Origin of the sequence: Terasakiella sp. (genome assembly GCF_048267425.1) — a bacterium.
In the GTDB taxonomy this organism is placed as follows: Bacteria; Pseudomonadota; Alphaproteobacteria; order Rhodospirillales; family Terasakiellaceae; genus Terasakiella.
Genome location: NZ_JBLWXN010000003.1, coordinates 286,904 through 299,156, shown reverse-complemented (window position 1 = coordinate 299,156; position 12,253 = coordinate 286,904). Strand labels below are relative to the sequence as shown.

At 49.4% G+C, this 12,253-nt stretch carries 10 protein-coding genes; 3 read left to right on the top strand and 7 right to left on the bottom strand.

The window, feature by feature from the left end; genetic code table 11:
• Positions 1–35: 35 nt before the first annotated feature.
• The gene (guaA, locus tag ACN0VA_RS07585; RefSeq protein WP_417820565.1) at positions 36–1,589 is read right to left on the bottom strand and encodes a glutamine-hydrolyzing GMP synthase; all 1,554 of its coding nucleotides are present in this window, start codon (positions 1,587–1,589) and stop codon (positions 36–38) included.
• Positions 1,590–1,667: 78 nt separating this feature from the next.
• Entirely contained in the window at positions 1,668–2,063 is a 396-nt protein-coding gene (locus ACN0VA_RS07580) for an MAPEG family protein (protein WP_417820564.1), read from the bottom strand.
• A gap of 109 nt (positions 2,064–2,172) precedes the next feature.
• On the opposite strand from ACN0VA_RS07580, the gene ACN0VA_RS07575 reads away from it, so the two are divergent.
• Complete coding sequence (locus tag ACN0VA_RS07575) at positions 2,173–2,739, top strand: TetR/AcrR family transcriptional regulator (RefSeq protein WP_417820563.1); 567 nt, start codon at positions 2,173–2,175, stop codon at positions 2,737–2,739.
• Here the strand turns inward: ACN0VA_RS07575 and ACN0VA_RS07570 are convergent.
• The 3 genes from ACN0VA_RS07570 to guaB form a co-directional block, all read right to left on the bottom strand.
• Positions 2,725–3,525: a TSUP family transporter gene (locus ACN0VA_RS07570; RefSeq protein WP_417820562.1), complete on the bottom strand. Its 801-nt coding sequence runs from the start codon at positions 3,523–3,525 to the stop codon at positions 2,725–2,727. The genes ACN0VA_RS07575 and ACN0VA_RS07570 overlap by 15 nt on opposite strands.
• Positions 3,525–4,808, bottom strand: a complete 1,284-nt coding sequence (locus ACN0VA_RS07565) for an RsmB/NOP family class I SAM-dependent RNA methyltransferase (protein ID WP_417820561.1) — start codon at positions 4,806–4,808, stop codon at positions 3,525–3,527. Before ACN0VA_RS07565 ends, ACN0VA_RS07570 begins: the two co-directional genes overlap by 1 nt.
• 103 nt (positions 4,809–4,911) lie before the next feature.
• Positions 4,912–6,375: an IMP dehydrogenase gene (gene guaB / locus ACN0VA_RS07560; protein ID WP_417820560.1), complete on the bottom strand. Its 1,464-nt coding sequence runs from the start codon at positions 6,373–6,375 to the stop codon at positions 4,912–4,914.
• A 283-nt stretch (positions 6,376–6,658) separates the two neighbouring features.
• Here guaB and ACN0VA_RS07555 point away from each other — a divergent pair, with 283 nt between their 5' ends.
• Positions 6,659–7,876 (top strand): DUF2325 domain-containing protein, encoded by a 1,218-nt coding sequence (locus tag ACN0VA_RS07555; protein WP_417820559.1) that lies wholly within the window; start codon positions 6,659–6,661, stop codon positions 7,874–7,876.
• A 7-nt stretch (positions 7,877–7,883) separates the two neighbouring features.
• Here the strand turns inward: ACN0VA_RS07555 and ACN0VA_RS07550 are convergent, their stop codons facing one another.
• Positions 7,884–8,606, bottom strand: coding sequence for an RlmE family RNA methyltransferase (locus ACN0VA_RS07550; RefSeq protein WP_188662777.1), 723 nt, complete (start codon positions 8,604–8,606; stop codon positions 7,884–7,886).
• A gap of 99 nt (positions 8,607–8,705) precedes the next feature.
• Entirely contained in the window at positions 8,706–9,716 is a 1,011-nt protein-coding gene (locus tag ACN0VA_RS07545) for a Ppx/GppA family phosphatase (RefSeq protein ID WP_417820558.1), read from the bottom strand.
• 242 nt (positions 9,717–9,958) lie between these two features.
• On the opposite strand from ACN0VA_RS07545, the gene ACN0VA_RS07540 reads away from it, so the two are divergent.
• The gene (locus tag ACN0VA_RS07540) at positions 9,959–12,049 is read left to right on the top strand and encodes a methyl-accepting chemotaxis protein (RefSeq protein ID WP_417820557.1); all 2,091 of its coding nucleotides are present in this window, start codon (positions 9,959–9,961) and stop codon (positions 12,047–12,049) included.
• Positions 12,050–12,253: the final 204 nt, after the last annotated feature.

Genomic DNA, 12,253 nt, shown 5'->3' with positions numbered 1-12,253 from the left:
AAAGGGGCTGACCGAAGCCAACCCCTTAAAACCTCTTATTCCCACTCAATGGTTCCCGGTGGTTTACTGGTGCAATCATAGACCACGCGGTTAATGCCGCGCACTTCGTTAATAATGCGGTTGGTCACGCGGCCCAAGAATTCGTGGTCGAAGTGGTAGTAATCTGCGGTCATGCCGTCGGTGGAGGTTACGGCGCGGAGCGCACAGACGTAATCGTATGTCCGGGCATCGCCCATGACACCGACGGTGCGAACGGGCAGCAAGACGGCAAACGCCTGCCAGATGGCATCATAGAGGCCAGCGTTGCGGATTTCTTCCAGATAGATGGCATCGGCTTTGCGCAGGATATCGCATTTTTCCGGTGTTAAGGGTTGACCGGGGATACGGATAGCGAGGCCCGGACCGGGGAAGGGGTGGCGACCGACAAATTTTTCCGGCAGACCCAATTCACGACCCAGTTCGCGGACTTCATCTTTGAACAGTTCGCGTAACGGTTCAACCAGATCCATGTTCATGCGTTCGGGCAAACCACCGACATTGTGGTGGGATTTGATGGTGACACTCGGCCCGCCCGTGAAGGAAACAGACTCGATCACATCGGGATATAGAGTCCCTTGGGCCAAGAAGTCGGCCCCGCCTGCCGCTTTGGCTTCTTCTTCGAACACATCGATGAACAAACCGCCAATGGTTTTGCGTTTTTTCTCTGGATCGATTTCATCGCCAAGGGCATCGAAGAACAGTTTGGAGGCATCCTTGTGGATCAATTTGATGTTGTAATGATCGCGGAACAGGGTCACAACTTCTTCGGCTTCGCCCATGCGCATAAAGCCTGTGTCAACGAAAACGCATGTCAGTTGTTCGCCAATGGCTTCATGCAAGAGAACGGCAACGACCGAGCTATCGACACCACCGGATAGGCCACAAATGACTTTGCCATTTCCAACTTGTTTGCGAACGGCTTCAATGGCTTGATCCTTAAAGGCCGCCATTGTCCAGTCACCGGAACATCCCGCAACATTGTGTGTGAAGTTCTGAATGAGTTGCGCGCCGTGCGGTGTGTGGACCACTTCGGGGTGGAACTGAACGGCGTAGAATTTCTTTTCTTCGTTGGCAACGGCGGCAAAAGGCGCGCCTTCTGAGGTTGCGACAACTTCAAAACCCGGGGCCAGTTTGGTGACGCGGTCACCGTGGCTCATCCAGACTTGTTCTTTGGCACCGACAGACCAGACACCATCAAACAAGGCACAGTCTTTATTGATATCAACAAAGGCGCGGCCGAATTCGTGGTGATCGGATGTTTCGACCAACCCGCCAAGTTGTTGCATCATGGTCTGTTGACCATAGCAGATACCCAAAACAGGAATGCCCATTTCAAATACTTTTTCAGGCGCGCGCGGGGATTCTGCCCAAGTTACGGATGCCGGACCACCAGAGAGGATGATCCCCTTTGGGTTATAGTCGTCCAGAAAGCTGTCGGTAATGGAATTAAACGGGTGAATTTCAGAATAGACACCGCTTTCACGCACGCGGCGCGCGATCAGCTGTGTTACCTGAGATCCGAAGTCGATAATAAGAATGCGATCGGTCATGGGGCCACCAGATTATGGTCTTGAAGGAGGGCGCAACATACATCATGCGCCCCGCCCCCACAATAGGCAGTCTATTGCTTAGACGTTAAAAAATGTGGTGATCAGCACAATTATCGCACCGATTAAGGCCGTAAACGTCAGAACCATACCGTAAACCCGGAGTTTCAAGATCGCTTTGCCCACACCAATGGCATGAAGCAGGCGGCCCAGTAACAGAATCGTCCCAACAACATAGAGTGTCCAATCGAGCGCATGGTTTAGCTCACTCAATGCCATTAGAAGGAGGCATAAGGGAACATACTCGATAAAGTTTCCATGTGATCGAATAGCGCGGGTTAACTCGTCAACCCCGCCGTCGTGAAAGGATACACGATGACGCCAACGCGCTTTGATGACACGGACGCTTAACAAGATCAACATCACTGTCAGGATGATCGCGTAAACGGGGGTTACAAAAAGTTGGGGGGGCGTCATTTTATTTTCTCCGGTCTTGTTGATCTAAATATGATAAGCGTCATATTTAGATATGATGTATAACATATTTTGGAAAGAGTCGAGTCATTGTGCCGGGAAAGGTTGAGTTATGGGCTATCCGCAAGGACATAAGCAAAAAACACGCGAACGCATTGTTTTGGCGGCACGTAAACTTTGGAAACGTGATGGCTACGATGGGGCTAGTGTGGACAAGGTCATGGCAGAAGCCGGACTGACACGGGGCGGTTTTTATGCCCATTTTAAATCGAAAGACGATTTGTTGGTCGAAGCCCTGTCTGAAACGTTGGCGATTGAAACGATCAATCGACTGAAAGAAGAAGGCATCAATGACGAAAAAGTCATGCGACAGATGATCGTGGATTTTTATATTTCAAAAAGGCATCGGGATTACCCGGATCAGGGGTGTCCGCTGACAGCCTTGACACAGGAAGCGGCGCGTTTTGGTTCAGGACCACGCAAAGTCCTTGGCCGTTTGGTGGACCGTTTTTCGCGATGGTTGATCGGTGGCAAGTCATCGCGTGAAAATGGATTAACGGCCTTATCCTTGATGGTCGGGTCGGTCACATTGGCGCGCGCGATAGAAGACGAAAGCCTGAGTGACGAGATATTGGAAGCATCTCAGAAGGAAGTGAAGCGGATTTTACAGATTGAATAAAGTCACAACCCATTGGTGGATTATGTGATCAGGTGATGACCAGATCAGTTTGATCGTCATGGCAAAGCTGATAACGACCAACAAGGGACGGATAATTTTGCCACCATGTTTCATGGACATATGCGAACCAAGGTAGCCCCCGACCAACTGCCCCATCGCCATGACCAGACCAACCACCCAGACCATTTGCCCACCCAAAATGAAAAAAAGCAGGGACGCAATATTACTGGTGAAATTCAGAATTTTGGTATGGGCCGTGGCTTTTAAAATGTTGAACCCCATCATGGTGATAAAAGCCACGGCAAAGAAAGATCCGGTACCGGGCCCAAAGAAACCGTCGTAAAAGCCAATGGAAAACCCGAAAAACAAGCCATAGGCCCAAACGCCGATCCGTGCTTTGCGATCTTGTGTGCCGATTTGTGGCTGAAGTAAAAAATAAAAGCCCATGCCAACAAGCAAAAAGGGAATGACGTCAATCAGCAAAGACGCATCAATTGCTTGAACCGCCAATGTGCCCAACGCGGCCCCGATGAAGGTCATGACGATCATCGGCCAGATTTCTTTAAGATTCAGGTGTCCCTTTTTATAAAAATTCATTGTGGCAGCGAAGGTACCGAAGCTGCCTTGCAATTTGTTGGTGGCTAAGGCTTGCGCCGGGGAAAGGCCCGCCCCAAGCAAGGCAGGCAAGGCAATAAGTCCGCCACCGCCCGCGATCGAATCAATCCAGCCTGCGATTAAGGCCACACAAAACAGCAGGCCGAGCGTTTCATAGCTGAGAAATTCCATTACAGACGTTCCAACACAGCGCAGAAAAATCCGTCACTTTGATGTTGATCGGGGCGCATGGACATGAAATTCCCTTCAAACGGGCAGGGCGTTGTTAATGTCTCCGCCCAGACTTGTGAAATGGGCAGGAGTTTGAAGTTTTTGTTTTCATTGAGAAAACGTTCGATCTGATCTTCATTTTCTCGTTTGAGTAAAGAACAGGTGGCGTAAATCATGCGCCCACCCGGTTTGACCAAATGGGCCGCGTTTTGCAAGATGCGCTGCTGGCGTCCTTCCAGATCAGCCAGTAATTCCGGTGTCATCTTCCAGCGGCTTTCCGGTGAACGTCGCCATGCACCAACCCCGGAACAAGGGGCGTCAATCAGCAGACGATCTACACGATTTTCAAATTGTTTTAACCACGGGTCGGTTTCATTTTGTATGGGATGCAGGATGACATTTGTCACCCCGGCACGTTCCAGCCGACGACGCATTTTATAAAGACGTTTTGATGAAATATCTAAAGCGTATAGATGGCCTTTGTTGGCCATGTCTGCACCCAGAGCCAATGTCTTGCCCCCTGCGCCGGCACAAAAATCCATGACCAGGTCACAGCCTTTGGCCCCGCTCAATAAGGCGATAAGTTGGGATCCTTCATCCTGAATATCAACGATACCGTCCTTGTAGGCCTGAACACCGCCCAGTTTGACTTTTTTTGCAGAACGCAGACACAAGGGGGAAAAATCTGTCGTCGTTGTGTCGATATTTTGTTTGTTCAGCAAGTCCTGAGCTTTGTCATGGTCAGGGTGCAAGCTGTTAATCCGCAGATCAAGCGGCGCTTCTGCATTGAGTGCCTGAAGGCATGTTTCAAAATCATCGCCCAAGGAAATCCGTAATTCATTATCCATCCAGTCGGGATATTCCAGACGAATGGGGTCGGGCGCGCTTGCAAGGTCCAATTGGGCGAGAACGGGCAGGGCCTCGACTTGTTCTTTTGTCAGTTTGGCCGGGGCATATTGTTCCCCGTTGAACAGGTCGTTCACATCCATATCGTTGAGTACACAATCCATAAAAACCAGATTTTCTGCATTTGGTTCCAAATCTGTTTTTTGGGCAAGCCAACCGAGTTTGGCACGGTTGCGCAGGATGTTGTAAATTTGAGTGTTTACGGCGCGACGGTCTTTGGAACCGGCATAACGACGGATTTTGAAGTAATCGGCAATGAGGGTGTCGGCAGGTTTTATGCCTTTGAGAATTTCGTCCATCAGTTCAATGGACGATTGGATGCGCGCTGCCGGTTTCATTTATTCTTATCCGTTCTGAAAGAAGAGAACCCCTGCATCAAATGCAGGGGTTCAGAGTATCGCAAACTTTTTAGTCTGTCTTCAACTAGAATGCACTTAATTCTTATTTTGAACCGCTGTAGTTTGGCGCTTCACGTGTGATGGTGACATCGTGAACGTGGCTTTCGCGCAGGCCCGCGTTTGTAATGCGGTTAAACTCACATTTGGTGCGCATATCTTCAATGGTTGCATTGCCGGTATAGCCCATAGAGGAACGCAAACCGCCAACCATCTGGTGAACAATGGCAGATGCTTCGCCTTTGTAAGGGACGCGGCCTTCGATCCCTTCGGGGACGAATTTCATGTCGTCTTTGACATCGGCCTGGAAATAACGGTCTGCAGAACCGCGCGCCATTGCACCCATAGACCCCATACCGCGATAGGATTTGTACGAACGTCCTTGATAGAGGAAGACTTCACCCGGTGCTTCGTGCGTACCGGCGAGCATAGATCCCACCATCACACAACTTGCCCCGGCGGCAATGGCTTTGGCAATATCACCGGAATGTTTGATCCCACCGTCTGCAATAACCGGAACGCCGTGTTTTGCAGCGACTTCAACCGCATTCATAATTGCGGTTAATTGTGGAACACCAACACCGGCAACGATCCGGGTTGTACAAATGGAACCGGGACCGATACCGACTTTGACGGCATCTGCACCAGCGTCAATCAGGGCTTGTGCTGCTGAACCGGTTGCAATGTTGCCGCCGATCACCTGAACGTTTGAATGATGTTTTTTGATTTTGGCAACCTGTTCGATCACCCCTTTGGAATGACCGTGGGCGGTATCAACAACCAAAACATCCACACCGGCATCGATCAGGGCAACGGAACGTTCCCAACCGCTGTCGCCTGTGCCGGTTGCTGCGGCGACGCGCAGGCGACCATGTTCGTCTTTACAGGCGAGGGGGTGTGTCGCAGCCTTATCAATATCCTGTACGGTCACCAGACCGATGCAGCGATATTTATCATCAACGACCAACAGCTTTTCAACCCGGTTTTGATGAAGCAGGCGTTTGGCTTCTTCACCGGAGACACCCTCTTTGACGGTGACGAGGTTTTCCTTGGTCATCAATTCCGAAATGGGTTGATCGGGATTTTCGGCAAAACGCATATCACGGTTGGTAATAATCCCGACCAGTTTGCCTGTGCCACGTTCAACAACCGGGAAACCTGAAAATTTGACTTCTTCTTTTTTCGCCATGACTTCGGCAAGTTTTGCATCCGGCGGGAAGGTCAGTGGATCGGCGACCATACCGGATTCGAATTTTTTGACTTTGCGAACTTCGGAAGCCTGTTCGGGAATCTCAAGGTTTTTATGAATGACACCGATGCCGCCAAACTGGGCCATGGCAATCGCCATGCTGCTTTCCGTGACCGTATCCATTGCAGCAGAGACAAGCGGAATGTTCAGCTTGATGCCTTTTGTCAGGTTTGTGGAAGTGTTTGCTGTGGCGGGCAAAACGTCTGATGCAGCGGGAATAAGCAATACATCGTCGAAGGTCAAAGCTTCTTTAATAGTCACGGCCATCTCCATGGATATCGGGTGTCTGGATTTGGCGCGTTATATATACACAGGTCTTACCAACATTCCACAAGATTCATGCAGCGCAGCAAACTTTTTTTCAATAAACCGAAAATAGTTCTTGCAAATGATAATGATTATTAATAACGTTTTAAGTGTCCCGAGCACGGGATGCTGTGAAACGATCGTCCGGGCCTTGTGTTTTGGTTTCTTCTTCTCCCCAAAATGTAAGGCCCGGACAATTCGACAGCCAAGATTTCCAAATGCTGTTATGGAGTTTTCGATGTGCGATTTGCATAAACCCGATTTGATGCTCGAGACGAAGCTAAAGATGATCCCCAAACGCCGTAAACTTTGGGAATTGGATGTTCATTGGCATTGTTCGGTGATTGGCACCTGCATTTCGCATGATGAATTGCGCAAGTTGGGGCAAAAATGTAAGGCACCGGCTTACGATGGGCGAAGTGCGGATTATAAACTGCATGGCTTTATGGTGGGCAATGCACGTTATTCCCAAGGGGTCGGGCGTGTTCTGCACAAGTTTTTGGAACGCAAATACGCCCGCACAATCAAAACATTTGCCAAAGCAAAAACATCGGAAGATGTCGAAGCTCTTTGGCGGGATGCGTTTGAACGGGGCTATATCCCCGGACCATTTTGGGCGGTGATGACCCATCAGGCGAGTTCCCATGAATTGCTGGCGCAAGTATATGGTGAGGTTCATATGTTGTCGCATCTGGAAGGGGCTAGCAATCGGGCTGATCATCGTGAAATTGCAGACTTAAAATCCACGATTACGGTCATGCAAAATGATATGCAGGATCTCAATAAAAATCATCGCAAAGCCATCGACAAGCGCGACCATCTTATCGGTAATTTAAAACGGGAACTTTCCGATGCGCAAGCCAAGGCCAGCCGCAGTGATGAGCTTGAGGCGATGTTATTGGCGGAACAGGAAGGGCATTCTGTCGCGCGCCTTGAGAAACGAATTGATTGTCTGACCGCGCGGGTCCTTCAAGAAACGGACCGTGCCGATTTAAGTCAGGCCCGCATGCTGGAAATGGAATTGAAATATAAAGAAACCAGTGCGGCACTTTCATTTAAGGATGCACGTATTCTTGAATTGGAACAGGAACTCCTGTCATTGGAAAAGAATGCCTGCATGAAAGAACAAGGCTGCCCCGGCGGGGAAGACCTTTGTGGTCGATGCATTGCCTATATCGGCGGGCAGACCAAGCAAGCCGCGTTCTTCCGTGACTATGTAGAAAAGAAAAACGGGCAATTCTTGCACCACGACGGCGGTTTGCACGATGGTCAGGCGCGTTTGCAGTCCATTGTTGCACAGGCTGATGCCGTCATGTTTCCGGTCACATGCGTCAGTCACGAAGCCACGCGTGAAATTAAACGAATTTGTGCGCAACAATCCAAACCCTTTGTTCCGTTGCGTAGTCAGGGGTTGGGGGCCTTTACACGGGGGATTGACGATCTCGCCCGAAATTAGGCCGTAATCAGGATGCGTCGCTGAAGGTGTTCTTTCCGCGAAAACCGCTGGCAACCAAATAGGTTTCTGATGAATCCTTGCGGCTTGCCGGCGGTTTAGCGTGGCGAACCGTTTGAAATTGCAGTTTAAGTTGTTTCAACAAATCCGCATCGGCCCCGCCCGCCAAAACTTTTGCCACAAACCAACCGTTTGGTTTCAGGACTTCTTCGGCGAAATAGGCTGCAGCCTCAACCAAAGCTGTAATCCGAATATGGTCCGTTTGCGGGTGTCCGCTGGCAGAGGCTGCCATATCGCTCAAGACCACATCGACAGGCCCGCCGATGACTTCTTTCAGCCGATCAGGGGCGTCATTGTCCATAAAGTCACCCACCAGCAGGGTTGCACCGGGAATTTCTTCGACTTCTTGCAAGTCAATGCCAATGACATGACCGTTCGGATTTTTTTCGGCATCAATACGTTCTGCGGCGACTTGTGTCCAACCACCCGGCGCGCATCCCAGATCAACGACTTTTTGACCGGGTTTTAAAAATTCAAATCGGTCATCCAGCTCAATCAGCTTAAAGGCCGCGCGGGAACGATAACCTTTGCGGTGGGCTTCTTGAACGTAAGGGTCATTGAGTTGGCGTTGCAGCCAGCGTGTGGAAGAAAGCTTGCGTCCACGCGCAGTTTTAACGCGCACGGTTTTATCGCGTTTGGCTTGAACGGTTTTCCACTTCTTGCTTTGGGACATGGGGGCACTTTACGTCGTCTGGGGTTGTCGATGGGCATTATCACCCGCTCGCGTCTCTTACATAATCTTCTTTATAACAGAAATAAAGGGCTTTTGCGCCTATTCTTGTGCACGCATCAGATTAAGTAAGATCCCTTCGCGAATGCCGCGGTCTGCAATCGTCAGTTCCCCAACAGGCCAAAGTTTGCATAAGGCTTCCAAAATTGCACACCCGGCAATGACCAAATCGGCGCGACTGGTCCCAATGCAAGGGTGTGCCGCGCGTTCATCGCATTTCATCACGGCCAACTTCTGGGACACACGATGGATTTCGTCAAACGGCAGGCTCATCCCATCAACTTTGGACCGTAAATAACGGGGTAGTTTTAGATGAATGGCGCCAAGCGTGGTGACTGTGCCTGAGGTTCCCAGCATTTGGACCATGCCGTTTGCCACATCATGTGAAATCGCGTTGCGTTCATTGAAGGCCCGCAGTTCCTTTATGACATGATCCTGAATGGCTTGATAGCTTTCTTGTGTGACTTCTTCGGCGTGGGCGTATTCTTCGGAAACCGTCACAACCCCGATGGGCAGAGAGATCACATCGACCACATGTGGATCCCCCAGACGGTCCAGCTCAATCCACATGATTTCCGTACTGCCACCGCCAATGTCAAAGACGAGAGCTTTGGGCTTTTCAAGGCTGAGGAGAGAAGCACATCCGGCAAGGGCGAGATTGGCTTCTTCTTCCGGGTTTATGGCTTCCAGATCCAGTCCGGTTTCTTCCGCAACGCGATTGAGAAAATCAAGGGTGTTTTCTGCACGCCGACAAGCTTCTGTTGCAACAGAGCGTACAAAAGTGACATTGCGGTTTTGAATTTTTTTGGCACAGACCAACAAGGCTTTGACAGTCCGTTCCATTGCGTCTTCGGACAAACGGCCGCTTTGGGCCACATCTTCACCCAGTCGGGTGATGCGTGAAAAAGAATCTACAACCCGAAATCCTTGGCGGGTGCGCCGTGCAATCAGCATCCGACAGTTATTGGTGCCTAAATCCAACGCGGCATAAAGAGGCATTAGGGCAGAATTCTGTACATCCTGCGCTTTTTTACGCTTCTTTCTATGCTGCATATGGTTTGATGCCACTTTGTATTTACGCTCCGGTCCGTGATTTGCTTTTTATGACGAATACCCCTGAATTCTTTTTATACGATGAAGCCGCCAAACAGGAAAGGGGAAAGAAAGGAAAAAAGTTGAAATACAGTGATAATCATTCAATGGTTTTTAGGTGGAGCTTTTTCTACTTGTGATAACTTTGTTTCGGTGTTTTAATAATTTTATAATTAAAATCTAAGAGCTGGGGATGTTATGTGATGTGGGATCGCTTGTCTTTGGGCGGAAAAATGGCCGCTCTTTCGTCATTAATCGTGTCTTTTTGTTTGATCGTTGGGATTACAATAGCAACCAATCAAGCGTCCAAAGCAACATTGGATCTTGCTTTGGCCGATGCGGCAGATATCGGTCGAACGCAGAGTGCAAATGTAAAATTGCAATTGGACAGCGCCATGTTGGTGGCGAAAGAATTGCAAAAAACATTTATGGCGATGCGGCGCTCAGGGGTTGATAACCGTTCTGCCTATGATGCTGTTTTAGAAGATACGATGAAAATGCATCCCGAAATTGCAGGGGCTTGGGCTGGGTTCGAACCAAATGCGTTTGATGGGCGCGATGCGGATTATCAAGGTAAAGAACCGCATAACGTAAAGACGGGTCGCTATGCGACCTATTTTTATAATTTTGGTGGTGGTGTAACGCCTTACTATTTGACCAGTCTGGATGTGGACCCCTCAGACCCGACGGGGGATTATTACAACATCCCGTTAAAAACAGGACAGCCGTTTGTGGTTGATCCCGTCATGTACAATATTGATGGTGTTGATATTCTTCTTCCGTCTTTTGTTTATCCGGTTTTGGATGAGGCGGGAAAACCCATCGGTGTGATCGGTGTGGATATGGCGGTTAATGATATGGCCGCTGCGTTTGCTAAATTACATCCTATGGGGACGGGCCGTGTCTCTGTGATTTCAAACAAGATGAAATGGGTTGCCCATCCGGATAAAGCAAAAGTGGGTAAAGATCTGGATGATAAAGATGCCAAACAGGTTGCGGCTGTAAAGAAAATGACAGGTACAGATGTTGTGATCGAAGAAATCGGGTCGGCACACCATTTGTTTTTGCCCATTCCGATTATGGATGTGAAGACTCCGTGGTATATTGAAGTGGAGATCCCGACTGAAACTTTGACGGCAAGTGCCGACAGGATCGCGTTAAATATGATTGTGATTGCCGTTGTGCTGGTGATTGTTTTATGCGTTTCTCTACTGTTTCTGGGGCAGCTTATTATTAGAAAACCACTTCAAAACTCTGTTGGTATTATCCACGAATTGAAAAATGGCAATTTCGAAGTGACTGTCACAGGGCGACGTCGTAAGGATGAAATTGGCGAGATCAATACGGCCTTGGAAGTGTTCCGCGATGATGCCAAAAAAATGCAGGAAATGGAGGCCGCCCAGCAACGTGCGTTACGCGAGGCCAGTCAGCAACGGGCCGAAGAACGGGCAAAAATGGCGGCAGACCTTGAGGAAACATTGGGCAAGACCATCGCGCTGATCAATGCGGCGGCGACGCGGATTAAAAACGATTCAGAAGAGATGTCGGATACATCTGATCAATCTATGGAGCAAGCGGTTCTTGTGGCAGCCAGTGCGGAAGAGTCCTCTTCGAACGCGCATGCTGTGGCCTCTGCGGCGGAGGAACTCTCCGCCTCTATCAATGAAATCAGTTCTCAGGTGCAATTGTCCTCTTCGACAACACAAGAAGCCGTTGATGAGTCTAAACGTGCAAATGAAATGGTTTTACGCTTGTCGACGGCAGCTGAAAAAATTGGCGAAGTTGTGAGTTTGATTACAGATATTGCGGCCCAGACCAATCTACTTGCCTTGAATGCAACGATTGAAGCGGCCCGTGCAGGAGATGCCGGTAAAGGGTTTGCCGTCGTGGCAACCGAAGTGAAAAATCTTGCAAACCAAACGGCGCTTGCAACGGATGAAATTTCCCAACAGGTTGCCTCTATTCAGACCGAGACCCGAGGGACGGCCGTGGCTATTCAAACGGTATCTTCCACGGTTTTGAATGTGAATGAAATCGCGGCGACGATTGCCTCCGCAGTTGAAGAACAAGGTGCCGCCACGCAGGAGATTTCTCATAACGTGCAGCAAGCGGCGGCAGGTGCGGCAGAGGTTACCCAAACCATTTCAATGGTACGTGAAGGGGCGATGAGAACAGGTGAACAAGCGAAAGATTTACAAGTCTCTATTTCGGATATGAGCAATGCCATTGCCGGTCTGGACGGAGAGGTTCGCAGCTTCCTTGAGACTGTTCGGAATGCGGGAACGGAGGAATAAAAATCCTTTTAGATTGTATCATTATGATGGAATCGATTTTAAATTGCTGAGAAAGCGGTCAAATCCAATTCAGGTTTGACCGTTTTTTCGTTCCAGATAACGCAGGTTTCCGTGGTTTCGCAAAGATTCTGATGTGAAAGCTATGCGAGATTCGGAAATCAGGCATGAAAAAAACGCATATTGCGTTGCACAATGCAAAAAAAA